Below are 26,150 nucleotides of genomic sequence, written 5' to 3' on the forward strand. Positions count from 1 at the left end.
GCCCGTCGAGGCGCGCCGGTCGTCACTTTTTGAATTCCGGGCTGCTCATTTTCACTCGCATTTGCAATGGCTGCGCGCTACCCATGCGCGCCACCTTCCAGACCATGACATACGCAAAGGGGCCACTATGTTGCTCGTCGACACCTATCTCGAGAAATCACCGATCCAGGGCATCGGGGTTTTCGCCAGGAACCACATTGCCAAGGGCACGCTGGTCTGGAAGCTCGACCCCAGATTCGACCGGATCATCGACGTCGAGACCTATGAAGGCGAGAGCGGCCCGGTGAAGAACTATCTCGACCGTTATTCCTATCCAGACCGCCGGGATCCGAACTACATCGTCTTCGAAGCCGACGACGCCCGCTACATGAACCATGACGACGAACCGAATTGCGATGTCTCCTCGCCCGAGGAAACCTATGCCTTGCGCGACATCGCACCCGGCGAGGAACTGACCTGCAATTACAGCCATTTCTTCGAGACGGGCTTCGACTTCCTCGGCGATCGCCACCTGTAGATCGCCACCTGTAGCCGGGATCACTTGGCCGGCTTGCTGCGCACCGGGTAGCCGTTGGGATGCGGCGGCACCGCCTTGAGATAGGCGGCTATTGCCGCGCGATCTCCCGGCGGCAGTTCGGCCATGTTGCGCTGCACGTCGACCATGGCGCCGCCTACCGAGTCGAAATCGGGGGTAAAACCGGTTTCGAGATAGTTGGCGATGTCGGCTTCCGACCAGTCACCGAGCCCGCCCTCGCCCGATGTGATGTTCGGCACGACGCCGCTGCCTTCGGCTGCCGACGCGCCAGCCAGCCACTGGCTCTTCCTAGTGGCGCCGGTGAAGTCGCGCGGCGTGTGGCATTCGCCGCAATGGCCAGGCCCCTCGACCAGATAGCGGCCGGCGAGTACCGGATCAGGCGTGCCATCGGCAAAGGCAATCACCGGCTCCTTGCTGAGATAGAGCCGCTTCCACAGGCCGAGGCCGCGGCGCATGTTGAAGGGGAAACTCAGGGAATTGTCCGGCGCCTTGCCGGCGACCGCCGGCAGCGTCTTCAGGAACGCATAGAGATCGGCAATATCAGCCGGCTTCATGCGGGCGTAGGATGCGTAGGGGAAGGCCGGATAGAAATGCTCGCCCGACGGCGACACGCCCTTCAGCATGGCGTTGGCAAGGTCCTCGACCGTCCAGGCGCCGATGCCGTCCTTGGGATCCTGCGAGATGTTGGGCGGCACGAAGGTGCCGAACGGCGTCTTGAGCTCGAGGCCGCCGACCAGTTGCAAACGGGCGTCACCCTGCGAGCCTGGCTTGGCGTGACAGGAGGTGCAGCCGCCGGCATTGAAAATGCGCTTGCCCCTGGCGGCGTCGCCGGGGCCGAGCTGCGCCAGGGTGTCAGTGTCGAGCTTGACCGGCGCCGACAACAGCCAGCCGGCGCCGGCACCGACGACACCCAGGACAAGGGCGGCGCCGACAAATTTTTTCCACAAGGGCATTGACCGGGATCAGCTCTTCTTCACCCGATAGGTCTTGTGGCAGGTGCCGCAATCACTGCCGAGCGTATCGATCTGCGCCTTCAGCGCATCGACATCGGCGGGTGCGGCGGCGACTGCGGCCTTGACGTCGGCGAGGTACTTGTCTTCGGTCGATTTGAAGCCCGCCATGTCTTTCCAGATTTTGGGCGAGGCGGTGGTATCACCGCTGTCGCTGCCGGCCGGGAACAGCGTGTCGACATCGAACTTTTCCGCGTTGACCTGCAGCGCCTGCAGCGCCGTCAGCACGGCGGCGGCATCGAAGTCTGCCTCGCCCTTTGCGATTTTTGACAGGCCGCCGACGATCTTGCCTCGTTCCTTCATCAGTCCCTGTCGGTCGAGGATCGGGTCGGCAAAAGCCGCCGAGGCGGCGAGGCTGAGCATAGAGATGGCGATAACAAGCTTTCTCATTCAATTGGCTCCAGGATGATGAGGGGTCGCGACCTAACGTTAACGGAGGGCGGGCCGGGATTATTCCCTGTCCGCCGGCCGGATTCTGCCGAATTTTGTGTGCCTGCTGCTTCAGCTGAGAAAGAAAAGCCCCGGAGTACCGGGGCTTCTCTGGGTCGATCAGGCTTTCGCCTCTTCGTACATTTCAAGGACATGGTCCCAGTTGATGAGGCTGTCGACGAAGGCCTCGAGATATTTCGGCCGCGCGTTGCGGTAGTCGATGTAATAGGAATGTTCCCAGACATCGACGCCGAGGATCGGCGATGCGCCATGGACGAGCGGGTTCTCGCCGTTCGGCGTCTTGGATATTGCCAGCTTGCCGTCCTTCACCGAGACCCAGGCCCAGCCCGAGCCGAACTGCGTGGTGCCAGAGGCGATGAAGTCGGCCTTGAACTTGTCGTACCCGCCGAGATCCGCGTCGAAAGCCTTCTGCAGGGCGCCCGGAAGCTTGTTGCCGCCGCCGCCCTTCTTCATCCACTTCCAGAAATGGATGTGGTTGTAGTGCTGGGCTGCGTTGTTGAAGAGGCCGGCATTCTTGCCGAACGACTGTTTGACCACCTCTTCGACCGACAGATCGCCAAGGCCCGCTTCGGCGGCCAGCTTGTTGCCGTTGTCGACATAAGCCTTGTGGTGCTTGTCGTGGTGATACTCCAGCGTCTCCTTCGACATGTAAGGCTGCAAGGCCTCGTAGTCGTAGGGCAAGGCGGGCAATTCAAAAGCCATCGGTCATACTCCTCATGGAAAAATCCGGTGCGGATACCGGATTAAGATAGGGCTGCATTGATCTGGAACAACTCCGGAATGAAGCGCCAATTGCCTTTTAGCGGCTCAACCGGCGGAAGTCGAATGCGCCCATTCCCAATAAAGGTCGCGCGCTTTCTTGGCCACCGGCCCGGGCTGCAGATCGCGGTCCTCGATGCGGGTGATCGGCACGACCTTGGAATGATTTCCGGTCGAAAATATCTCGTCGGCTTCGAGAAAGTCGCGCACCGACAGCATCTTCTCCGTGGTCTTGAAGCCGTAATCGCCAAGCAGCGTCATGGTGCGCGAGCGGGTGATGCCGGACAGGAAGGTGCCGTTGGGCGCCGGCGTCAACACGTGGCTGTCCTTGACCAGGAAGATGTTCGAGGTTCCGGTCTCGGCGACATTGCCCAGCATGTCCAGCACCAGCGCATTGTCGAAGCCGCGTCCCTTGGCTTCGAGAATGGCGCGGCCATTGTTGGGATAGAGGCAGCCGGCCTTGGCATTGGTCGGCATGGTCTCGATGGTCGGCCGCCGGAACGGCGACACGGTGATCGAAAAGCCGGTCGGCGAGATCATCGGCGATTCGTAAAGGCAGAGGCAGAAACGGGTCGAGGCCGGATCGGCCGGCACGCCCATATAGCCGCCATGCTCGGCCCAGTACATCGGCCTGATGTAGACCGCTGTCTTGCCGTCGAACTTCTTCAGCCCGTCCCAGGTCAGGCCGACGATCTGGTCGACGTTCATCGACGGCGCGAGGCCGAGCGCGGTCGCCGATGCGTTCACCCTAGCGGCATGCAGCTCGAGATCGGGGGCGACGCCTTCGAACCAGCGGGCGCCGTCGAAGACGCTGGTGCCGAGCCACATGGCGTGGCTGCGCGGACCAAGGATGGCGACGTTGCCTTCGTACCAGTCGCCGTCGACGAAGGTCCATGTCGCCGATAGCGCCGCAGTCGCCAGTGTCATTGTTCGGTTCCGCTTCAAAGCTGTTTGTTGCCAGGCATTGGAAGATGCTTTGACCGGCGCCGTCAACCGGCATGGAGCGGATTTGTTGAGGCCAGAGCGCCCCAAGAAAGCGATCAAGACTGTAATCGATGCTTGCACCTTGCGCCGCCTGCCCTCAAAACTGTCGCCATGCATTACGCGGCTTACGTTTTCGACGCCTATGGCACGTTGTTCGACGTGCACGCAGCCGTGCGCCGTCATGACGGCGAGATCGGCCCCGACGGCCCGCTGCTTTCGGAAATCTGGCGCGCCAAGCAGCTGGAATATTCCTGGGTGCGCACGCTGATGGGCGGCTATGCCGATTTCTGGCAGCTCACCGAACAGGCGCTCGATTTCGCCCTGCTCAAGGTTCCCTCCGCCGACAAGGGACTGAAGGCCAAGCTGCTCGAAGCCTATTGGCGGCTCGACTGCTATCCGGAAGTGCCGGCCGTGCTCAAGGCGCTGAAAGCATCCGGCGCCAAGCTCGCAATCCTGTCCAACGGCTCGCCCGAGATGCTGGAAGCGGCGGTCAAGTCGGCCGCCCTCGACCAGGTGCTGGACGATATCTTTTCGGTTGACGCCGTCAGGCGCTTCAAGACCGACCCGTCGACCTACGACATGGTGGCGACGGGCTGGCAACTCTATCCGGGCGCCGTCTCGTTCCAGTCGTCCAACCGCTGGGACATCGCCGGCGCCACCAAATTCGGCTTTCGCACCGTGTGGATCAACCGCGCCAACCAGCCCGAGGAATACCGGGATTTCCCGCCAGCGCTGATCCTGCCGTCGCTTGACGGCCTGCTGACCGGCGGCTGATCACTCTGTTGCCTTCGAGCAACAGTGGCAGAGCGGTCACAGCTTCGCCTTTGTTTGTCCACCCTCAGGCCAGAATCGGAACCGCCTATCGCGTCAGGCATTGGGAGAGGCCGACCACTGCGCCGCTTGAGGGCATTCACGCTTTCTTGCGATTCGAGACTTAAAAAAGGCAACCATGTTGAAGACCGAAATCGACCCCTATCGCCTGAGCCGTCGCGGCTTTCTGAATGCCGCAGCCCTTGGTGCCGCCTCGATTGCGGTCTCCGCCTGCACCACCACCGGACCGGCACCGGCGCCGGTCGAACCGCCACCGCCGACCTATGACGAGCCGCCGCTCGGCGACTATGCGACGATGTACGGCCCGATTTCCGACAGCGGGTTCGAGCTCCCGGCCATCCCGATCAAGAAGATGGACCCGCAGTTCCTACGCCAGATTGTTCCCGATCCGACCGGCCAGCGGCCAGGCACCATCATCGTCGATACGACCAACCATTTCCTCTATCTGGTGCGCGAAGGCGGCCAAGCGATCCGTTACGGCGTCGGCCTCGGTCGCGCCGGCTTCGAATGGTCGGGAGACGCCGTCGTCCAGTGGAAGCAGAAATGGCCGAAATGGACGCCGCCCGATGAGATGGTCGCCCGCCAGCCTGAACTGGAAGAATACAGCGCCAAGAACGGCGGCATGCCCGGCGGCCTCAAGAACCCGCTCGGCGCCCGCGCGCTCTACCTGTTCCACGACAACGTCGACACGCTCTACCGCCTGCATGGCTCGCCGGAATGGAACTCGATCGGCAAATCCGTCTCGTCAGGCTGCGTGCGCCTGATAAATCAGGACATCATCGACCTCTACGACCGCGTGCCGTCGAAGAGCCCGGTCATCGTGACGTCCGACATCGGCCAGCCGATGGCGGCGAGCGCAAACCGCAGAGCCATCCCGATCGATGGTGGGGTGCCGGATGGCTCGGTCCTGCTCGGCCCGGTGACCTGATCGACTTCATCGATGTCATGAAGCGGCAGGTTCGCCGCTCCATGCGGCAAACCCCCGTCAGGATCCCGATAGCTTCACGCGAATGCCTGGGGTTCGCATCCAAGATATGCAATGCCGGCAACAGGAGGCCAAAAAAGACGTCCAGACGAACCATGGAGCCGCTGCAATCGGGGCGGCCATGCCCTGTCAATCTCGACGCTGCTGTGTTTCGTTACCGATTGATGTATATTAGACGGGAGTATGATTGCAGAGACATACATTTCATTAGATCATTGATGGCGGGGGAACGCCGATGGTGGGATTTGATTTCGATAGTCCGCCTGCCGACGGCGCCGAGGCCAACCTGTCGGCCGAATGCGAGCGCCAATTGCTGCCGCTCGTCCGCGGAATTGTCGAGGCGGCGGTTGCCGCCGGGTGGAGCCAGGAAGACGTTCTTCTGGCCATGGTCGAGCTGTCCTGGGATCTGTACGAGAAACGCCGAGGCGATCTTTAGCAGGCCTGCGTGAGCCGGATAATTCCGTAGCGCCGGCCAAGCCAGGCCATGTTTTTCTCGCGCGAACTTTTTTCTTCACTTACAATGTTTTTTCTATCCGCGGGATGCGCTACGCTGCCTTTGGGCAGGACTATGGCGGATACAACTTACCGTCCGGATTTCCGGGTCGGCTGTTTGCACGGCACGGAATTTCGATGGGCTGGCAAAGCGGCTGAGGCAAGGCTGAATGAAAAATGCGGGCGAGGTTCAGGAACGCAGCGCAGGCGCCGATCGGGTCGATCGGCACGCCCTCGACACAATCCCCGAAAATGCCAATCCCAGAAGAGCAACCATGCGGGGGAGCGGGATATGCTCTGTCCGCAGCCCTGGATCGCTCCTGGAGGGAAGCCATCGCCGAAGTCGCCTACCTCGCGGGATTTTCGGATCAAGGCCATTTGGCCACCGCCATGAAGAAGCACAAGGGAAAGAAGCCATGGTTCGGGCGATAACTGCTGCTGGATCGTCCGTGGCAATGACAGATAGTCGACCAGCTCTGTCAATGGCCGCGCGATCTATATTCGGAATACAACGCTGGATTGCGACGGCACACTATGCACAATAACTAGGCAAAATGGTAAGATAAGATCGGAAAATAGTCAGGTAGCCTTGGCTAAAAATTCAAACCTGTAAATTTATAGTCAAAATCCTGGTAAAATTTTCATTTGAGCTCAAATTCTTCTTTGCAATATAGAGCAGCATCTGTAGGATTCGAAGGAACGCCCAGGAGCAAACGTGAATTCTGGGCGCCTCGATACAGCACAGGATTGGATTGATCGGCGCAGCAGTGGCAGAGACGAAGATGCAACATAGAGGCAACGTCCAGGAAAGCGCCGGGACTGAGCGGCGGCGCGCGGATCGTCGCATCTTCGACGGAATTCCGGAAAGCGCGGGGCGCTACCTGGTCACGTTTCGAGGCGGCGCGGCTCATGTCGTTCATGGGCCGGGATCACACACATTCAAAGCGGCGGAACATTTCGCTTCGGTTCTGCTTACACCCTCACCAGGGATTGCGGCATCGCTGGGCAGCGACAAAGTCCACGAATACGACGGCGACGTCGGCATGATCATGATCGTCCCAGCCGACCTCGGCGGCAAGGTGACCCGGTCATCCACCACGGAAAGCGTAATCGTGGCGCTCACCCCCGAGAGTCTCTTCGAGCTGGCAACGCGTGAATTCGACACCGGCCATGCCGAGCTTCAGCCGCCGCCGTACGGGACCGTCGACTTCCAAGCGCTGCAACTCGCGCAGTTGCTGAAGGCGGAACTGACGGATCGGGAAACTCCAAACGAGTTCTATATCAATTCGTTGGTCACCATGTTCGGCGTCCATTTGCTTCGGAACTACGCAGGAGCGCGAAAGTTGCCACAAGCCCCAAAGGGCGGTCTGTCGAACCGCAGCGCCCGGCGGGTGCGCGAATTCCTGGAGGTAAATTTTTCCAGCAAAATCGCGGTGGCCGAGCTGGCCGCACTCTGTGGCCTTTCGCCGAGCCATTTCATCCTGGCATTCACCAAGACCTTTGGCGAGCCGCCGCACAAATACCTGCTGCGGCTGCGTCTCGATTTCGCCGAAAAACTTCTCATCGAGAGCGACCTGTCCATTGCGGAAGTCGCTCATCTCAGTGGATTCTCGGACCAGAGCCACCTGACGGTTACCATGTCCAGATACCGGAACAGAACCCCCAGGCAGGTGAAGCTGCAACGTTAACGACTGTTGCGGCGCGCATGATTGTCCGCGGCGATACCTCGATTGATCTTCAGTATAGTCGAAGGTTGTGTGGCAGAGCAGTCACAGTTGTCGCGCAGGGACCAAATACCGGATTTTCCTACAAAGATTCCGGATTATTCCAAAATACCTGCACCGCGAATGTGCTCATGGTCGCGATTGAAGTCATTTGGGGCGGGGGAGCAACCAGATGATACAGCATGTCGGATTGTCCCATGGACATTCAATTCGCGGAAATCGAGGTCTTCGCGCCTAAGGCCGAAGCGGCCTGGGCTGCACTGCAACGCCAATACGCCAGCCGGATCAGCGCTGCGGAACTCGACCATCTCCTGGCCTGTTTCGTGCTTGGACTGACCTCTCCGGCTTGTGGTGAAGGCGATCCGGGATTTCATTACGATCTCTGCCGCGCGCTGGTGGCGGTAAGCCTGCCGCCGGAACGGACGGAGGCTGCACTGCATACGGTTCCAGAGCCGACGCAGCCATGGGTCGCGAGCGCCTATCAGCTGATTGAAAAACAAGGCGCGAAGGTCGGTCTCTCGTTGCGGGAGAAGACGCGCAATTTCGAAGATTTTTTGGCCACCGAGGCGAATGGTGCGGCACATCAGAGCGCCTCGGCAATTGCAAGGAAAAACTAGCATGACCAAACGCGTCGAGGGGCGGAGAAGGATCGAACTTTCTTCAAGCTTTGTCGGAAACTGGATCGCGGGCGCGGCCGACAGCCGCTCGGTGCGGCGCCGCCTGATGGCGGTGCTGCGCATGGCTCACCGGGTTCTTGGATTCGGTCGCAAGAATATGGGTCTGGGAACATTGAGAAGCGGCACCAGCGTGCGTTCGGCTCTGGCCTGTGGCGTGAGCCCGGCCAGCGTGCTCGGCGGCCTGGCCGCGATCGCCGCGCTCGGCCTCGCCACACCGGCCCAGGCACAATATCAGGCTGGCGGCGGTTCGGCGACCGGCGGCAACGCCGTCGCCATCGGTAACGGCGCCGCGACGAATGGCAATAACAGCGTGGCTTTGGGCAGTTCCAACAGTGCAACGGGCGACGGCACGATCGCCATCGGCTATGCGATGGGTGTCAATGGCCTCAATTCCATAGGCATAGGTGTCTTCGCAGGCGCAACCGGCGTCAATGCCCTCGCCGTGGGCGGGAACGCCAAGGCCAACGGGGACGCAGCAAGCGCTATTGGCGTCAATTCGGTTGCAACCACAAGCGCGGCCGCTTTTGGCAATAATGCGCGTGCCGACGGAGTCAACTCGACCGCGATCGGCCCTGTTACCCGGGCGACCGGATTGCGCGCCACCGCGCTCGGGTTCGGGGCAACGGCATCCGGCGTGGATTCGATTGCCCAAGGTAACAGCGCCGTCGCAAGCAACCAGAATGCCGTCGCCATTGGATTCCAGGCGACCGCGACCAGCATCAACTCCATCAACATTGGCGGGCGCACCCTCGCGGGATCAGGCGCGCTCTCGCAGGGCGCCATCGCCCTTGGTACGGATGTCACGGCAAATCAGCAAAACACCGTTGCCATAGGCGTCCTGACCAAAGCGACCGGAACGAGCGCAACGGCGATGGGCAACACCGCCAGTGCCTGGGGCAACCAGTCCATCGCATTCGGCGTCGGCGCACTGGCGGGTGTTCAGGCCAACACCGCACTGCCCAACAGCATCGCGATCGGCACGAATTCGGTCTCTTCCGGCGCTTCTGCCGTCGCGCTCGGCACCGCCGCGAAAGCATCTTCCGCCGATGCCGTTGCGATGGGAAGCAACGCCAGTGCGTCGACCCAATACGGCGTCGCAATCGGCCTGAATGCGGCAGCCTCCGGTACAGGCGGAGCGATGGCACTTGGCCAAGGTACGATCTCGAGCGGTGTCAATTCCGTTGCCCTCGGCGTCCAGGCCAGTGCCACCGGGGCAGGCGCCAATGCCTTGGGCACCTTGTCCGTTGCTTCGGGAGGCAATTCCACAGCCCTCGGCACCAGTTCCACGGCCAGCAACAACTATGCGACAGCCGCAGGCTGGGGATCTGTCGCCAGCGGCGCCGATTCCGCTGCCGTAGGACGTGAGGCCGTCGCGTCGGCGCTTGACGCAACGGCGATGGGGTACATATCCAAGGCCTCGGGCCAATACAGCACCGCAGTCGGCGCCAACGCAAACGCCACCGCCACGTCCAGCACGGCGATCGGCCAGAACGCGTTTGCAACCGGCGTTCAAGCATCCGCTTTCGGCGTAGGAGCGAATGCCGGCGCCCAGAATGCGGTTGCGCTGGGCGCCCTCTCCACCGCCAGCGCCACGAGCGCCATCGCCGTGGGCAACAACGCCAAGGCGGATTCGGCCGAAGCGGTCGCCATGGGCACCAATGCGGTGGCAACCGGCGGCAAGGCCGTCTCCATCGGTTCGGGCAACACGGCTTACGGCAACGGCGCGGTCTCCATCGGCGATCCGAGCTATGCCAGCGGCACCGGCGCCTTCACCGGCGGCGCCAACAACATCGCCAACAGCGACGGCACGGCAACCGCCACAGCCGCAAACCAGGCCGCAGGCGCGGTTGCCATCGGCAACAACAACAAGGCCGTCGGGCAAGGCTCCGTGGCGCTGGGCAATGGCTCGACGGCGGGTGCAGCCGGCCTTGCCGGCAATGTCGCGCTGGGCAACGGCGCGACGGCGACGGCAAGCTCCGGCGACGTAGCGCTCGGTTCGGGCTCGGTGACCGCGACGGCGGTCGGCACCAGCGGCGCGACGATCGGCGGCACGGCCTACAGCTTCGCCGGCACGACGCCGACGAGCACTGTCAGCGTCGGCGCGCTCGGCGCGGAGCGGACCATCACCAATGTCGCGGCGGGCCGGCTCAGCAATTCGTCGACCGACGCCATCAATGGCTCGCAGCTCTTCGCCACCAACCAGCAGGTGACGCAGAACACGACGGCCATCGCCGCCAACACCGCCGACATCACCAATCTCGGCAACACGATCAACAGCATCAGCACCGGTGGCGGCATCAAGTATTTCCACGCCAATTCGACGGCGGCGGACTCGTCCGCAACGGGCACGGACTCCGTTGCTATCGGACCAGTCGCGACCGCGACGGGGACAAACGCCATCGCGGCCGGCACCAATTCGAGCGCCTCCGACGCCAACGCCTCGGCCTTCGGCAGCGGCGCCGTCGCATCGGCGCTTGACGCAACGGCGATGGGATACATCTCCAAGGCCTCGGGCCAATACAGCACCGCCGTCGGTGCCAACGCCAATGCCACAGCCATGTCCAGCACCGCGATCGGCCAGAACGCGTTTGCAACCGCCTTTCAAGCGACCGCTCTCGGCGTAGGAGCGAATGCCGGCGCCCAGAATGCAATCGCGCTGGGCGCCCTCGCCAACGCCAGCAACGCCGGCGACGTGGCGCTCGGCTCGGGCTCGGTAACCGCCGCGGCGGTCGGCACCGCCGGCACGACGATCGGCGGCGTCGCCTACAACTTCGCCGGCACGACGCCGGCAAGCACCGTCAGCGTCGGCGCGGTCGGCGCGGAACGCACCATCACCAATGTCGCGGCGGGCCGGCTCAGCAATTCGTCGACCGACGCGATCAACGGCTCGCAGCTCTTCGCCACCAACCAGCAGGTGACGCAGAATACGACCGACATCGCCGCCAACACCGCCGACATCACCAATCTCGGCAACACGATCAACAGCATCAGCACGGGCGGCGGCATCAAGTATTTCCACGCCAATTCGACGCTGGCGGATTCGCAGGCGCTGGGGACGGATTCCGTTGCCATCGGCCCGAATGCTGTGGCCAACAATGCCGGCGACGTGGCGATCGGCGCGAATGCGGTGTCGACCGCGACCACGGCGGTCGGCGGCACCACGATCGGCGGCGTTGCCTACACCTTCGCCGGCGCGACGCCCGCGGGTGCATTCTCGGTCGGCTCGGTGGGCGCCGAACGCCAGATCCAGAACGTCGCGGCCGGGCAGTTGAGCAACTCCTCGACCGATGCGGTCAACGGCTCGCAGCTGTTTGCGACCAACCAGCAGGTGACGCAGAACACCACCGATATCGCTGCCAATACTGCTGACATCACCAATCTCGGCAATTCGATCAGCAATATTACCGGCGACACCTCGCTGGCCTACACCGACGCCAATGGCGACGGCATCCGCTATGTGCGCACCAACGACAGGACGCTTGCCGTCGCGGACTCCTTCGCGCAAGGGATCGGCTCTTCCGCCCTGGGCTACCAGGCGACCGCGAGCGCCGACAATGCGCTGGCGCTCGGCCGCGACACCCAGGCCAGCGTCATCGGCGGCGTGGCGCTCGGCGCCGGCTCGGTTTCGGATCGGGCGGTCGCACCCGTATCGGGATCGATCCTCTCGGGCACCGGCCTCATTCCCTACAACACCGCGGACATGAGCCTGCTCGGCGCCGTCTCGGTCGGCACCTCCACCTCCTATCGCCAGATCATCAACGTGGCCGACGGCACGCAGGACCAGGACGCGGTCACGCTTCGCCAGTTGAAGGGCGCGCTGAGCTCGTTCGCGGTGACGGGGAGCCTGTACTTCCACGCCAATTCGACGGCCGCGGATTCGCTTGCGGTCGGCGTCGATTCGGTTGCGGTCGGTCCGCGCACCACCGTCAATGGCGATAATGGCATCGGCATCGGCAATGGCGCCATCGTGCAGCAGACGGCGCCGGGAGGCATCGCGATCGGCCAGAATTCGACGGTCAACCAGGCCGACAGCATCGCCCTCGGCACCAACGCGACCACCAACGGAGCGCAGGCGGTGGCGCTCGGCGCCGGCGCAAAGGCCAACGAGCCGGGCAGCGTCGCGCTCGGCGCGGGCTCGACGACGGCGGCGGCGGTCGCCACCACCGGCACCACGATCAACGGCGTTGCCTATACCTTCGCCGGAACAGCTCCGACCAGCACGGTCAGCGTCGGCACCGTCGGCAACGAGCGCACCGTCACCAATGTCGCGGCGGGCCGGATCAGCGGCACCTCCACCGACGCCATCAACGGCAGCCAGCTCTTCGCCACCAACCAGGCGGTCGAAGCCATGCAGGGTAGCGTCGGCGACCTGAATCAGTTCGCCGTCCAGTACGACAAGGACGGGAACGGCAACAAGTCCAACTCGATTACCCTTGCCGGCGGCGACCCGAACACGCCGGTGGTCATCCACAATGTCGGGCCGGGCGTTGCCAACACCGATGCGGTCAATGTTCAGCAGTTCAACAGCGGGTTAGCACTCAACCTAGACAATTCGAAGAACTACACCAACCAGGTGGCGGCCACCACGCTGCAGCAAGCCAATGCGTATGCGGACTCCAAACTCAGCCAGCTCAACATGGACATGGGAGAGGTCAGGGGCGAGGCGCGCCAGGCTGCGGCAATCGGCTTGGCGGCCGGCTCGCTGCGCTACGACGATCGTCCCGGCAAGCTGAGCGTGGCCGCCGGCGGAGGCTATTGGCGCGGTGAAGGCGCCCTGGCCTTCGGCGCCGGCTACACCAGCGAGGAAGGACGTGTTCGAGCGAACCTGTCCGGTACGACGGCAGGCGGACACTGGGGTGTCGGCGCGGGCGTCAGCCTTACGCTGAACTAGAGCCCGGCCATGATCAGGCAGGCAGTCCTTGCTGTCGCGATATCCATGACGTCAATGCTCCTGTCCGGCCCGTTAGCGGCCGGGCAGGAAGCAATCCCTTCCGGCTACAGGGTAAAACCTTCCGACGTAGCGATCCCTGCGGATGCGAAGCTTGGCGAATATCAACGGACCACCCGTCCGTTCGAGAACTGGACGCTGATCTGCGACGAGAACCTGAAGGCGCGCCAAAAGGTCTGCAATGTCACCCAGATCATCGAGGACCAGGCAGGACAGGTTGCGTTCAGCTGGTCGCTTGCCGCCACCAAGGAAGGCAACCCCTACATGATCTTGCGCGCCCCGCCGATCGCCAAGAGCGACGCTCCTGTCTCGCTGACATTCGAGGGGCGCAAGGAGCCGATAAAAATTCAACTCGACGGATGCAATCAGGCCGTCTGCGTCGGCATGCTGCCGGTTGGTCCGATCATGCGCGAACAGATTTCGAAGGCCGCGGCATCCGTCATCTCCTTCCCGACCACGGATGGCAGGACGATCAACGTAACCGCGACCCTCAAGGGCTTGGCCGCGGCCGTTGCGGCGATCAATTGACGAGGCAATCGCGATGAACCAGCAATCGATCCATGACCGGATAATGTCCCGCAACCAGGGAAAGGATGCTGTCCGGGTCGGCATCGAAGACCGGAGCAGACCGCAACGAAACCGCGCGAGGACCGCTGTCTTCTCGTTGCTCGCCATTGCCGTCGTCGCCACGGCCGGCTTCGCGGCCATGCGCTACGACCTGCTCCACAATTTATTGCCGCAGCCGGCGGTCGCGGAGACCAACCAGCCCAATCCGGCCCTGGCCGAGACGCCATTTCTGCAACACGCCAAAGAGGCAGGCTTGCAGTCTTGTTCCAACATTTTCCCAGCCCTTGGGCAGATGCTGACGACCGGCACGACGTACAGCGTCCAGTCGATCTGGAACAACGAGGCCCCCGACAAACACCTCGTGGAAGCCTTGGTCGGCATGAACTACGCTACACAGGGCTACAGCGGCCCGGCGGCAGGCCTGGTGTTCGCGGCACCCACCGCATCCGTTTGCGAAGGTACGATGGTCAGGGTGGCGCCATTCGCGGCCAATTGCGCCGATGTTCCGGCCCTGCTTCCGAAAGACAGCAAGCTCGCCAACAATCTTGGACAAATCAGCGTCTATGAACTGGCCAATGGAGGGGGCAACGCGATGCTGCTGCCAACCGGCAACAGCTGCGTCGTCATTTCCGTGGCCTCGGCAGCAGGTAAACAAGGAGGCGTACAATGAGGGTGAATTCCGCCATTGCGGCGATCGGCATGCTGTTGCTTTGCGCCGGGCGGCTGGGCGCGGCGGACCTAGCCCCGGCGGCGGACGTGCCCGAGCCGCCGGCCCAGGAGGAGAGAGGCATCTGGGCGGCGATCGCCTATTCGAGCCCCGACGAGAAGCACGGCTTCTTTTGGGGCGCCGACAAGCGGCAGGAGGCGATGGACATCGCGCTGAAGCATTGCCAGAACGCCGGCGGCGGCAGCTGCGCCGTGGTCAGCGTATTCCGCAACCATCGCCATTGGGACGATGACGACAATACCGGCTTTCCCTACAAGCATTGCGGCGCCCTCGCCGTAGGCGAGAAGCCGGAAGGGCGGCTGACCAGTTGGGGCGCCGAGACGGCGCAAACACGCCGGGATGCCGAAGACCTGACACTGCAGGCGTGCGAGCGGAACGGACAAAAATGCAAGATCCGCGAGTGGGTGTGCACATGACGCATCAGAGCGAAGCAGCGGAACGCCAATCGAGGCGCATGTTTGCACTCAGCGTAGCGCCGTGCTCAAGCGGGGTCAGCCCTTTGCCGTGATGCGCATCGACGGTATGCGACACCGGCTCGAAGCAGAAGAAATCGGCATCCTGCGACGGCGAATAGAGGATGAAGACGTCGAGCAATGGCGAGGCGGTGAGCGAGATGGCGATCCTGTCCTCGGGCCGGGTGATCCTGGCGCGGCGGTCCCAGCCGTCGAAGGCGTTGTTGACCCAGCTTCGCGGCAACAGGGAGGCGTTCGAGAAATTCCACGCGGGGTAATCGGCCACCGGCGCCACGCCGACCGGCAGATGATGCTTGTCCTCCAGCCAGACCCGCGCCGCCTTCGCCTCGAGCGTCGTTCCGGCGCTGCGCGGGAACCACGGATGAAAGCCGAGCCCGTAAGGCAGGCGAATGCCGGTGCGATTCTCCACCGTGAGCGTGGCATCCAAGGCCCCGTCATGCAGCGCATAGGCGACCCGCGCCGTATATCGGTAGGGGCCGATTTCACCGGCGTCGAGGACCAGTTCTGCCTCGGTGGCGCTGTGGCTGGCAATCCGCCACTCCCTCTGGAAGCCGTCGCCATGGATTGGAAAGGCCTCCCCCGGCACGTTCGGCTCGATCGCATGGAAGCGGCCGTCGAAGGCGAAACCGCCGCCTGAGATGCGGTTCGACCAGGGAACCAGAAGCTGGCAGCCGGAGGCGCCGGTGCCATCGTCGGGGCGGAGCAGCGGCACCGTTGCCCCGCAGACCAGTGCGTCGAAGCGGGCGATCGCTGCGCCCTTTTGCGGCGCCAGGACCAGACGGGCGCGGTCGTCGCGCAGTTCCAGGAGGCCGGCCATCCCTACCAACCGCCGTCAATAGCGATATTTTGGCCGCTGATCATGTCCGAGGCGGGCTGGCTGACACTTTTCATCGCCCCCTGGACAGGCTGCCCAGAATCCCGCGCACGATCGCGCGGCCGACCGACGAGCCGACCGAACGCACCACCGCCTTGATCGCGGCCTCGGCCACGGTCTGGCGATTGGAGGGCCGGGGCGCCGGGGCGCGGCGACCGCCTGATTGCTGTGGCGGCGGATCGTCATTGCCGAAGCCCGGAATGGTCCAGCGCGAGCGCCCGCTGTCGGCCTGCTGCGCCTGCTCGTCCTGCGCATCCTTGGCTTTCTTCTGCAGCATCTCGAAGGCCGATTCGCGGTCGATGGTCTGGTCGTACTGGCCCGCGACCGGGCTCTGGTCGATCAGCTTGCGGCGCTCGTCCGCCGTGATCGGGCCAAGCCTGGACGACGGCGGCCGGATCAATGTCCGCTGCACCATGGACGGCACGCCCTTGACCTCCAGCGTCGAGACCAGCGCCTCGCCGGTGCCGAGCTGGGTGATGGCGGTGGCGCAGTCGAAATCGGGATTGGGCCGGAAGGTGTCGGCGGCGGTCTTGACCGCCTGCTGCTCACGCGGCGTATAGGCGCGCAGCGCGTGCTGCACACGGTTGCCGAGCTGGGCGAGAACCTTTTCAGGGATATCCAAGGGGTTCTGCGTGACGAAATAGACGCCGACGCCTTTCGAGCGGATCAAGCGAACCACCTGCTCGACGCGGTCGATCAGCACCTTCGGCGCTTCGTCGAAAAGCAGATGCGCCTCGTCGAAGAAGAACACCAGCTTCGGCCTGTCGGGATCGCCGACCTCGGGCAATTCCTCGAACAGTTCCGACATCAGCCAGAGCAGGAAGGTGGCGTAGAGCCTGGGGTTCATCATCAATCTGTCGGCGGCAAGCACGCTGATGGCGCCACGACCGTCGCGAGTGGTGCGCATGATGTCGGCAATGCGCAAGGCCGGTTCGCCGAAGAAATGCGCCGCACCCTGCTGTTCCAGCACCAGAAGCGTGCGCTGGATTGCGCCGACCGACGGCTTGGTGACATTGCCGTAGCGCGAGCTGATCTCGTCGGCGCGCGCTGCGATGTTGGCCAGCAGTGCTTGCAGATCCTTCATGTCGAGCAGCAGCAGGCCATCCTCATCGGCGATGCGGAAGGCGATGTTCATGATGCCTTCCTGCGCTTCGGAGAGGTTCATCAGCCGCGACAGAAGCAGCGGCCCCATTTCCGAGACGGTGGCGCGGATCGGATGGCCCTGCTCGCCGAACAGGTCCCAGAAGATGACCGGGAATTCCTGGAAGTCGTAAGGGTCGAGCTTGACCTGCTCGGCCCGCTTGACCAGGAAATCCTGCGCCTTGCCCATCATGGCAATGCCGGACAGGTCGCCCTTGATATCGGCGCAGAACACAGGCACGCCGGCATTGGAAAACCCCTCGGCCAGGATCTGCAGGCTGACTGTCTTGCCGGTGCCGGTGGCGCCGGTGATCAGGCCATGGCGGTTCCCATATTGCAGCAAGAGCTGTTCGGCGCGCTGATAGCTGTCGTCGGGCTTGCGGCTGGCGCCGAGGAAAATGCTGGTGTCGTCAGCCATATGGCCATGTCTCCGCAAACCGATGTGTTAAAAGCCTGTGGCCGTGCCGCAGGGTATAGTCAGGCCGTTGCGCAGCGACAATGCTATTCTCCAATTGGGTTATCCATCCAGTTGGCTATTCATCCAGATTGGGCCAATCGTCTAAATTGAACCAATCCTCCAAATCGGTTTTTGGAACTTGCGGATTTTGCCGCTGTTTGGCAATCGTTCATGGTTCGTCCACGCAGGCTGCCCTATGTCAGGGAAGCGAATCCCAACCGCGCAAGCGCATTGCATTGCGATATCTGGCAGGGAACCGTAGACTGGACGGCTGACGCTGGTGCGGCCGCATAAAAACGAGGAACATGGATGGGCGCCGGAGCCTTGACCAGGAGCATCGAACCCGCTGACGTCGAGCGCCAGCGTTGGCTGGCCTTGGCCGAAAAGGCGCTCGCCGGCGCCTCCTTCGAGGAAAAACTGGTCTCGCATACCGACGATCAGATTCGCATCGAACCGCTCTACGATCGCGCCGCCGGCGCCGAGCCGCTTGTGCGCGCCAACCCCAAATTGCCCTGGATCGTCAGCCAGCGCATTGACGATCCCGATATCGGCCGCGCCAAGGCGCAGGCCCTGGACGATGTGGCACAAGGCGCCACGGGATTGTCGCTTGTCTTCGAGGGTGCTCCGAATGCGTTCGGCTATGGCCTGCCAAGGACGGCGCAGGCGCTGGAAACGGTGCTGGATGGCGTACCGCTCAACCGCACGCAGATCCGCATCGACGCCCATCCCTGGAGCCGTGCCGTCGCCGACTGGCTGGTGGCGTTCCTGAGCAAGCGCCGCTCCGACCCGGCAAAGCTGAACCTCTCCTTCGGCATCGACCCGGCGGCAATCTTTGCCGGAACCGGCCGGCTGCGCATGTCGATCGAGGCGTTGCAGGCATCGATGCCGCAATCGCTGGCGCATTTCTTCTCGCTGGGCGTGCCGGGTGTGCTGCTGGAGGCCGACGGGCGGGTGTTCCACAATGCCGGCGCCACGGAAGCGCAGGAACTCGGCACCATGCTCGCTTCCGCCGTGTCATACCTCAGGATGTTCGAGGATGCGCGCCAGCCGCTTGTCTATGCCGCTCCCCATATCGGATTTGCGCTGAGCGTCGACCAGGACCAGTTCCTGTCGATGGCCAAGGTCCGGGCCTTGCGCAGGCTGTGGGCGCGCATCCAGGAAACCTGTTCCATCCCGGCATCGACAGCCAACATCCATGCCGAGACGTCGTTCCGCATGATGACGGCGGCGGATCCCGAAACCAACATCCTGCGCACCACCATCGCCAGCTTTGCAGCGGCAGCAGGCGGCGCGGAATCGATCTCCATCCTGCCACACACCATCGCCCTCGGGCTGCCGGCCGGCTTTGCCCGCCGCATCGCCCGCAATGCGCAGTTGATCATGGCCAATGAAAGCCATATCGACCATGTCGCCGACCCAGCATTTGGGTCGGGCGCAGTCGAGGCGCTGACCCTGGGCCTGTGCGAAGCGGCGTGGGAAGAGTTCCAGCGGATCGAAGCGGAAGGCGGCGTTCTGGCAAGCCTGCAGCAAGGGCATATCCAGAAGCGCGTCAAGGCAGCATCCGAGCGCCGCGCCGAGGCCTACCGGTCGGGTGAACGGGCAATCATCGGCACCACGCTTTACCCGCTGAAAAACGATGCCCCGGTCGAGACGCTGGCGGCTGAGCGGCGGCCGCCTTTCACAGAGGGCGTGGCGGTGTGCGAGGCGCTGTTTCCGGTCCGCATCGACCAGGCAATCGGAGCCGCACAGTGATCCCGGATTTCAGCCACATTGGCTGGTCGGCGCCACGGCGCGCGCCGGTCGAGGTCAAGGGCCAGCGGCTGACGCCGGAAGGCATCGCCGTCAAGCATCTCTACAGCCAGGGTGATCTCAAGGGGCTGCCGCATCTCGACACCTATCCGGGAATGCCGCCCTTCGTGCGCGGTCCCTACCCGACCATGTATGTCCAGCAGCCGTGGACAATCCGGCAATATGCCGGCTTCTCGACTGCCGAGGAATCCAACGCCTTCTACCGGCGCAATCTCGCCGCCGGCCAAAAGGGCCTTTCGGTCGCTTTCGATCTGCCCACCCATCGCGGCTATGACAGCGACCATCCGCGTGTATCAGGCGATGTCGGCATGGCGGGCGTGGCCATCGATTCCATCCTCGACATGCGGCAATTGTTCGACGGCATCCCGCTCGACGAAATGACGGTGTCGATGACCATGAATGGCGCGGTGCTGCCGATCATGGCGCTCTATATCGTTGCGGCCGAAGAACAGGGCGTCGCGCAGAAGGATCTCGCCGGCACCATTCAGAACGACATTCTGAAAGAGTTCATGGTCCGCAACACCTACATCTATCCGCCGAAGCCCTCGATGCGGATCGTGTCTGACATCTTCTCCTATACCTCCCAGCACATGCCGAAGTTCAATTCGATCTCGATCTCCGGCTATCACATGCAGGAGGCCGGCGCGACCGCGGACCTGGAGCTCGCCTACACCATCGCCGACGGCATCGAATATGCCCGCGCCGGCGTCGCCGCCGGGCTCGATATAGACCGTTTCGCCCCGCGGCTTTCCTTTTTCTGGGCGGTCGGCATGAACTTCTTCATGGAGATCGCCAAGCTCCGCGCGGCGCGCCTGTTGTGGGCGACCCTGATGCAGAAGAATTTTGCACCGAAGGATGAACGCTCGCTGTCGCTGCGCACCCATTGCCAGACCTCCGGCTGGTCGCTGACGGCGCAGGACCCCTACAACAACATCACCCGCACCATGATCGAGGCGATGGCGGCGACGCAGGGACATACCCAGTCGCTGCACACCAACTCGTTCGACGAGGCGATGGCGCTGCCGACCGACCACTCCGCGCGCATCGCCCGCAACACGCAGCTGATCCTGCAGAAGGAATCCGGCACCACCCGCATCATCGATCCGTGGGGCGGCTCGGCCTATATTGAACGGCTGACGCATGATCTGGCGGCGCGTGCGCTCGCCCACATCGAAGAGGTCGAGGCGCTTGGCGGCATGGCGGCGGCAACCGAACAGGGCATTCCAAAACTGCGCATCGAGGAAGCGGCGGCGCGCACGCAGGCGCGTATCGATTCCGGCGAGCAGATACTGGTTGGCGTAAACGCGCATCGCCCCGAGAACAACATCGAGGTCGACGTGCTGAAGATCGACAATGCCGAGGTCAAGGCCCGGCAATTGTCGAAGCTGCAGAACCTGAAAGGCACGCGCAATGTCGGCGCGGTCGAGAGCGCGCTCGATGCGCTGACCCGCGCTGCGCAGGGTAACGAAAACCTGCTGGAATTTGCCATCCGCGCCGCGCGCGCCAATGCCACGGTCGGCGAGATCTCGCTGGCGCTCGAAAAGGTCTTTGGCCGTCACGTCGCCTCGGTGCAAACGATCTCCGGCGTTTATCGCAATGCGCTTGGCGACAATCTGACGGTCAACCGATTGCTGGAGAAGCTCGAAGCTTTCGAGAAGAAGTCCGGCGGCAAGCCGCGCATCCTGGTCGCAAAGATGGGACAGGACGGCCACGACCGTGGCCAGAAGGTGATCGCCACGGCCTTCGCCGATCTCGGCTTCGACGTCACGGTCGGCGCGATGTTCCAGACACCCGAGGAGATCGCCGGGCTGGCGGTGGCGCAGGACGTCCATATCATCGGCGCCTCGTCGCTGGCGGCGGGGCACCTGACACTGATCCCCGAACTACGCGACGCGCTGAAGAAGCTCGGCCGCAGCGACATGCTGATCGTCGCCGGCGGCGTCATCCCGCCGCAGGATTACGGCGCAGTGCTGGAAGCTGGCGCCGCGGAGATCTTCCCGCCAGGCACGGTTATTCCGGAGGCTGCGGATCGGTTGCTGGACCGGCTGCTGGCGAGCTGATTGAAACAGTTGCACTGCTTATCAAAGTTGCATTACAATATCGGGCGCAACCTATGGTATAGCTATGAACACCATCATTCACGGACTTGAGGACGGATCGGGCGTTGTAATCCTGCCGCGGGAAACGCTCGACAGCTTGGGCCTGCAAGTGGGCGATGAACTCCAGATCATCGAAACCGACGACGGCATCATCCTAAGGCCGGTGCCGTGTGACGACGTCGAACGGCAAATGCGTGCTGCTCGCGATGTCATGGACAAGTATGAGCCCGCGTTGCGAAAGCTGGCTGTGCAAATAGGGTGAGCTGGCGTCAGGCTTCCGACAGCTTGACGATTTCCCATTCCTTGCCGTTGACGCTTGCGACGTCGCCGACCTTCTTGCCGAACAGCGCCACGGCCATTGGCGAGACGTGTGAGATGCTGCCCTTTGAGGGGTCGGCCTCGTCCTCGCCGACGATCTTCCAGTGCACTTTCTTGCCGTCGTCGCCTTCCAGCGTGACACCCATGCCGAAGCGCACCTGATCGCTGCCCGGTTCCGGCACGGAAAGCTCGGCGCTTTCGCGGCGCGCTGTCCAGTAGCGCAGGTCGCGCGAGACAACGGCAATGCGCTCGCGATCGGCTTTTCGCTCGGCTTTCGCCAAGATGTCGCGCAGATCGGCCAGATTGTCCTCGATCATCGCCAGGCCGCGCTCCGTCACCAGATTGCGGTGTTGGCTGATCGGCCGCTCGCCGATGCCGGCAATGGCGTTTTCGCTGTCTTCCTCGCGGGTGAAAGCCCTGCTCATCGGATAAACTTAGGCCCGCTTCGGCGACTGTACAAGCCACTTGGCGGACCCGGTCATTTGGTCGGTCTATCGCCGAGCGGAGACCTATGCGGCTGGCCCAATTCCTGCGAAGAACCATTTCATCGCAGGGATCTGTGCCGATGTTGAACAGACGAACGCTTCTCAAGGGGACTGTCGGCTTTGCGGTGCTCGGCGTTTCGCTGGACAACGCCTTGGCGAAGACGGCAGCGCTTGGCTCGATCAATGCCGCCGAGCTTGGCGTGGAGCCGGACGCACCGGACGACCAGAGCAAGGCCTTCGCCACGATGCTAGCCGAGGCAAGCCAGCGCAATGCGCCGGTGTTCCTGCCGCCGGGCACTTATGTCGTGTCCAACCTGACCCTGCCCGCCCGCGTCAGGCTTTCGGGCGTGCCGGGCGCCTCGCGCATCCTCTATGGCGGCAATGGCCATTTGCTGACGGCCGGACAGGCCGAGCTAATAGAGTTCACCGCATTGGTCTTCGACGGCGCCAACGGCGGGTTGGCCGACGATGCGCAAGGCCTGCTCGACCTGCGCCGCGTCGCCCATCTCGTCATCGACAATTGCACGATCACCGGCAGCGGCAAGCATGGGCTGGCGCTGGAGCATGCGTCGGGCCGCATCGAGCGGTCCGAGATTTCGGGGGCTGCGGACGCCGGCATCTACTCCGTCGAGGCCGCTGGCCTGGCGATATCCGACAACACCGTATCCGACTGTGGCAATGGCGGCATTCTTGTGCATCGCTGGCAGCAGGCCGAGGACGGCACGATCGTCAGCGGCAACCGCGTGCAGCGGATCGGCGCGCGCGGCGGCGGCACCGGGCAGAACGGCAATGGCATCAACGCCTTCCGTGCCGGCAATGTCTCGGTCACCGGCAACATCGTCTCGGACTGCGCCTTCTCGGCGATCCGCGCCAACAGTTCCAGCAATCTGCAGATGACCGGCAACACCTGCTCGCGGTCGGGCGAAACCGCGCTCTATTCCGAATTCTCCTTCGAAGGCGCCATCATCGGCAACAACATCGTCGATGGTGCCGCTAACGGCATCTCGATCGTCAATTTCAACGACGGCGGCCGTATGGGTGTCTGCTCAAACAACATCGTGCGCAACCTCTCGACCACCGGCCCCTACCCCGCCGACGCGCCGGGCTTCGGCGTCGGTATCAGCGTCGAGGCCGACACCACCGTCTCGGGCAATGTCATCGAGAACGCGCCGCTCTACGGCATGCAGATCGGCTGGGGCGCTTATATGCGCAATGTTGTGGCGACGGGAAACATCATCCGTCAGGCCGGAACCGGCATCGCCGTCACTGTGGTAGAAGGCGCTGGAAACGCCATCATTTCCGACAACGTCATCGACGGCGCCAAGAACGGCGCCATCATCGGCCAGCGCTGGGCCGAACGGGCGACCGGCGACCTCGCGCGGTCGAGCGATAGCGGCTATGCGCACCTGACGGTCGAGCGAAACAGGGTCAGCTGAGCGTCGTCGTCGGCCGCAGCGAGCCGACCTTGGCGCCGATGCGGCTTTCTATCGGCGGATTGGTCTGTTCCAGAAGGTTGGCCGCCAGCACGGCGTCGGCGCTGAGAAGTTTTGCCAGCACAGCAGCAATCATCACCTCGGCGGCGCGGCCGGCGCCGTCATCACATTTTAGCGCGATGCCGAGGCCAAGCTCCGGGACGGCGGCGCAATAGACGCCCTCGGCGCCCGTCTTGACGAAGATGCGGCCGGGCGCGGCCTGCATCAGCGCCACATCGGCCTTGCCGGTGCCGGCGACCAGGAAAGGCTCGGCCATGCAGGCAGACAGCAGGCGTTTGGCCGCCTTGGCACGCTCAGGGCCAAAGCTCCTGCCCGTCGCCATGCGGGCAAAGCCAAGGGCAAGACTTTTCAGCGGCACGGCATAGGTGGGGATCGAGCAGCCATCGGTTGCCCGGTGATCCGCATCGTGGGCAGCGCCGGTCACCGCCTGCATGGCATCGCGCACCATCTCCTGCAAACCATGGCCTGCCTTGACGTAGCCTTGGTGGGCAATCCCTGAGTGCACGCAGGTGCAGAGAAATCCGGAATGCTTGCCCGAGCAATTGTTGTGCAGTGCGTTCGGCGAGACGCCTGTGCGGGCCAGTGCGATCGTCGCGTCGTGGCTCGACGGCCAATGCGCGCCGCATTCCAGCGCCGACTTGTCGAGGTCGGCCTTGGCCAGCATCGCCTGCGCCAGTTCGACATGCGCGGGTTCGCCTGAATGTGAAGCGCAGGCCAGCGCCAGTTCGCGGTCGCCGAAGCCATAGGCATCGGCGGCACCCGTTTCGACCAGCGGCAGCGCCTGGATCGCCTTGACCGCCGAGCGCGGAAACACCGGCCGCGCCGTATCGCCGATCTCCAGGACAGGCTTGCCGTCACCGTCAAAGATTGCGACAGCGCCGCGATGGGCGCTCTCGACGATCGCGCCGCGCAAGACTTCGACCAGAACCGGATTTGTCATCACCACCCCGAAAAATACGGGCCGCTTCTACCTGATCCGGTCGAGGATGGAAACGTAGTTGGCGACGGCAGCGCCACCCATGTTGAAGATGCCGCCAAGCGTTGCGTCCGGCACCTGGATGCCGCCTGCCTCGCCGGTCAACTGCATGGCGGTCAGCACATGCATCGACACACCGGTGGCGCCGATCGGATGGCCCTTGGCCTTCAGCCCGCCCGAAGGATTGACCGGCAGCCTGCCGTCCTTTGCCGTCGTGCCATCTAGCGCCAGCCTGGCGCCCTCGCCCGGCTTGGCCAGGCCCATCGCCTCATATTCGATCAGCTCGGCAATGGTGAAGCAGTCATGCGTCTCGATGAAGGAGAGGTCGTCGAGCGTCACGCCGGCCTTCTTCAAAGCCTGGTTCCAGGCCTGCTCGCAGCCTTCGAAGGACAGGATGTCGCGCTTCGACATCGGCAGGAAATCCTGAACATGCTCGTTGGCGCGGAACGCGACGGCGCGGCGCATCTTCAGCGCCGTCGAGGTGTCGGTGAGCACAAGAGCGGCGGCGCCATCGGAAACCAGGGAGCAGTCGGTGCGCTTCAGCGGACCGGCCACAAAGGGGTTCTTCTCGCTTTCCTGGCGGCAGAATTCGTAGCCGAAATCCTTGCGCATCTGCGCGTACGGATTGTCGACGCCGTTCTTGTGGTTCTTGGCGGCGATCATCGCCAGCGCATCCGACTGGTCGCCATAACGCTGGAAATAGGCCTGTGCGATCTTGCCGAAGACGCCGGCAAAACCGGCCGGCGTGTCGCCCTCTTCCGGCAGATAGGAAGCCTTGAGCAGGTTCTTGCCGATCTCGGGGCCGGGCGTCGTCGTCATCTGCTCGGCACCGACCACCAGCACGATGCGGGCGGCATTGGCGTCGATGGCGCGGATGCCTTGGCGGACCGCTGCCGAACCCGTGGCGCAGGCGTTCTCGACCCGCGTCGCCGGCTTGAAGCGCAGCCGGTCATCGGCCTGCAGCACCAGGCTGGCGGTAAAATCCTGAGGGGAGAAGCCGGCGTTGAAATGGCCGAGCACGATCTCGTCGACCTCGTCCGGGCCAATGCCGGCATGGTCGAGCGCGTCGACCGCGACCTTTGTGATCAGGCCCTCGAGCGTCTCGCCTTCAAGCTTGCCGAAGCGCGAATGCGCCCAGCCGACGATGCATCCGGTCATGGCAACCTCCGTTCGCCGCAAGCCTAACATGTCATAGCGCGGCATCAGCCTCTAATATTGTTCAACAGTGAACCGTTTTCCAGTCCAAGGGATGGGCCAGAGCGACACGATCGGTTGATCCGAGCGCGAGTTTTTTATTGATTGATCCGTCAATAAAAAATAATCTCTGTTTTGATCTG

Annotated in this window: 23 protein-coding genes; 14 read left to right on the plus strand and 9 right to left on the minus strand. The window is 63.3% G+C overall.

The window, feature by feature from the left end; translation table 11 throughout:
• The first annotated feature begins 127 nt into the window (after positions 1-127).
• On the plus strand, positions 128-517 hold the full coding sequence (locus ACYG9Y_RS17880) for an SET domain-containing protein (RefSeq protein WP_023673684.1): 390 nt from the start codon (positions 128-130) through the stop codon (positions 515-517).
• A gap of 20 nt (positions 518-537) precedes the next feature.
• On the opposite strand, the gene ACYG9Y_RS17885 is transcribed toward ACYG9Y_RS17880, so the two are convergent.
• The 4 genes from ACYG9Y_RS17885 to ACYG9Y_RS17900 form a co-directional block, all read right to left on the minus strand.
• Positions 538-1,488: a cytochrome c gene (locus ACYG9Y_RS17885; RefSeq protein WP_023738541.1), complete on the minus strand. Its 951-nt coding sequence runs from the start codon at positions 1,486-1,488 to the stop codon at positions 538-540.
• A 9-nt stretch (positions 1,489-1,497) separates the two neighbouring features.
• A complete protein-coding gene (locus ACYG9Y_RS17890) occupies positions 1,498-1,935 on the minus strand; it encodes a c-type cytochrome (RefSeq protein WP_023684552.1) in 438 nt (145 codons plus the stop codon).
• 159 nt (positions 1,936-2,094) lie between these two features.
• Entirely contained in the window at positions 2,095-2,697 is a 603-nt protein-coding gene (locus tag ACYG9Y_RS17895; protein ID WP_023738540.1) for a superoxide dismutase, read from the minus strand.
• Between the two features lie 105 nt (positions 2,698-2,802).
• Positions 2,803-3,681, minus strand: a complete 879-nt coding sequence (locus tag ACYG9Y_RS17900) for a branched-chain amino acid aminotransferase (RefSeq protein ID WP_023731015.1) — start codon at positions 3,679-3,681, stop codon at positions 2,803-2,805.
• A gap of 168 nt (positions 3,682-3,849) precedes the next feature.
• Here ACYG9Y_RS17900 and ACYG9Y_RS17905 point away from each other — a divergent pair, with 168 nt between their 5' ends.
• From ACYG9Y_RS17905 to ACYG9Y_RS17945, 9 genes are all read left to right on the plus strand, one after another.
• A complete protein-coding gene (locus ACYG9Y_RS17905) occupies positions 3,850-4,512 on the plus strand; it encodes a haloacid dehalogenase type II (RefSeq protein WP_460223136.1) in 663 nt (220 codons plus the stop codon).
• A gap of 175 nt (positions 4,513-4,687) precedes the next feature.
• Entirely contained in the window at positions 4,688-5,497 is an 810-nt protein-coding gene (locus ACYG9Y_RS17910) for a L,D-transpeptidase (protein ID WP_023692792.1), read from the plus strand.
• A gap of 292 nt (positions 5,498-5,789) precedes the next feature.
• Complete coding sequence (locus ACYG9Y_RS17915; RefSeq protein WP_023684556.1) at positions 5,790-5,990, plus strand: hypothetical protein; 201 nt, start codon at positions 5,790-5,792, stop codon at positions 5,988-5,990.
• An 808-nt stretch (positions 5,991-6,798) separates the two neighbouring features.
• Positions 6,799-7,734, plus strand: coding sequence for a helix-turn-helix domain-containing protein (locus ACYG9Y_RS17920; RefSeq protein WP_460223137.1), 936 nt, complete (start codon positions 6,799-6,801; stop codon positions 7,732-7,734).
• 233 nt (positions 7,735-7,967) lie between these two features.
• The gene (locus ACYG9Y_RS17925; protein WP_023738538.1) at positions 7,968-8,387 is read left to right on the plus strand and encodes a hypothetical protein; all 420 of its coding nucleotides are present in this window, start codon (positions 7,968-7,970) and stop codon (positions 8,385-8,387) included.
• Position 8,388: 1 nt separating this feature from the next.
• Positions 8,389-13,338: a YadA-like family protein gene (locus ACYG9Y_RS17930; RefSeq protein WP_023738537.1), complete on the plus strand. Its 4,950-nt coding sequence runs from the start codon at positions 8,389-8,391 to the stop codon at positions 13,336-13,338.
• A 9-nt stretch (positions 13,339-13,347) separates the two neighbouring features.
• Entirely contained in the window at positions 13,348-13,923 is a 576-nt protein-coding gene (locus ACYG9Y_RS17935) for an invasion associated locus B family protein (RefSeq protein ID WP_023670757.1), read from the plus strand.
• Positions 13,924-13,936: 13 nt separating this feature from the next.
• On the plus strand, positions 13,937-14,632 hold the full coding sequence (locus tag ACYG9Y_RS17940) for a hypothetical protein (RefSeq protein ID WP_023727661.1): 696 nt from the start codon (positions 13,937-13,939) through the stop codon (positions 14,630-14,632).
• A complete protein-coding gene (locus ACYG9Y_RS17945) occupies positions 14,629-15,105 on the plus strand; it encodes a DUF4189 domain-containing protein (RefSeq protein WP_023687219.1) in 477 nt (158 codons plus the stop codon). The genes ACYG9Y_RS17940 and ACYG9Y_RS17945 overlap by 4 nt, the downstream gene beginning before the upstream one ends.
• 4 nt (positions 15,106-15,109) lie before the next feature.
• Here ACYG9Y_RS17945 and ACYG9Y_RS17950 read toward each other — a convergent pair whose 3' ends face one another.
• Both ACYG9Y_RS17950 and ACYG9Y_RS17955 read right to left on the minus strand, forming a co-directional pair.
• Positions 15,110-15,979 (minus strand): aldose 1-epimerase, encoded by an 870-nt coding sequence (locus tag ACYG9Y_RS17950; protein WP_023705454.1) that lies wholly within the window; start codon positions 15,977-15,979, stop codon positions 15,110-15,112.
• Positions 15,980-16,049: 70 nt separating this feature from the next.
• A complete protein-coding gene (locus tag ACYG9Y_RS17955; RefSeq protein ID WP_023715684.1) occupies positions 16,050-17,594 on the minus strand; it encodes a helicase HerA-like C-terminal domain-containing protein in 1,545 nt (514 codons plus the stop codon).
• 348 nt (positions 17,595-17,942) lie between these two features.
• Between ACYG9Y_RS17955 and ACYG9Y_RS17960 the strand changes: the two genes are divergently transcribed.
• From ACYG9Y_RS17960 to ACYG9Y_RS17970, 3 genes are all read left to right on the plus strand, one after another.
• Complete coding sequence (locus ACYG9Y_RS17960; RefSeq protein ID WP_023715685.1) at positions 17,943-19,385, plus strand: methylmalonyl-CoA mutase subunit beta; 1,443 nt, start codon at positions 17,943-17,945, stop codon at positions 19,383-19,385.
• Complete coding sequence (gene scpA / locus ACYG9Y_RS17965) at positions 19,382-21,502, plus strand: methylmalonyl-CoA mutase (RefSeq protein WP_023738536.1); 2,121 nt, start codon at positions 19,382-19,384, stop codon at positions 21,500-21,502. Before ACYG9Y_RS17960 ends, scpA begins: the two co-directional genes overlap by 4 nt.
• Positions 21,503-21,566: 64 nt before the next feature.
• Complete coding sequence (locus ACYG9Y_RS17970; protein ID WP_023670750.1) at positions 21,567-21,803, plus strand: AbrB/MazE/SpoVT family DNA-binding domain-containing protein; 237 nt, start codon at positions 21,567-21,569, stop codon at positions 21,801-21,803.
• Between the two features lie 7 nt (positions 21,804-21,810).
• Here the strand turns inward: ACYG9Y_RS17970 and greA are convergent, their stop codons facing one another.
• The gene (gene greA / locus ACYG9Y_RS17975; protein WP_023738535.1) at positions 21,811-22,284 is read right to left on the minus strand and encodes a transcription elongation factor GreA; all 474 of its coding nucleotides are present in this window, start codon (positions 22,282-22,284) and stop codon (positions 21,811-21,813) included.
• A gap of 140 nt (positions 22,285-22,424) precedes the next feature.
• On the opposite strand from greA, the gene ACYG9Y_RS17980 reads away from it, so the two are divergent.
• Positions 22,425-23,780, plus strand: a complete 1,356-nt coding sequence (locus ACYG9Y_RS17980) for a TIGR03808 family TAT-translocated repetitive protein (protein WP_023738534.1) — start codon at positions 22,425-22,427, stop codon at positions 23,778-23,780.
• On the opposite strand, the gene ACYG9Y_RS17985 is transcribed toward ACYG9Y_RS17980, so the two are convergent.
• Positions 23,773-24,777 (minus strand): asparaginase, encoded by a 1,005-nt coding sequence (locus tag ACYG9Y_RS17985; protein WP_023738533.1) that lies wholly within the window; start codon positions 24,775-24,777, stop codon positions 23,773-23,775. The two genes, ACYG9Y_RS17980 and ACYG9Y_RS17985, sit on opposite strands and share 8 nt — an antisense overlap.
• 27 nt (positions 24,778-24,804) lie before the next feature.
• Positions 24,805-25,971, minus strand: coding sequence for an acetyl-CoA acetyltransferase (locus ACYG9Y_RS17990; RefSeq protein WP_023738532.1), 1,167 nt, complete (start codon positions 25,969-25,971; stop codon positions 24,805-24,807).
• Between the last annotated feature and the right edge of the window lie 179 nt (positions 25,972-26,150).

The organism is Mesorhizobium sp. W050 (genome assembly GCF_054719535.1).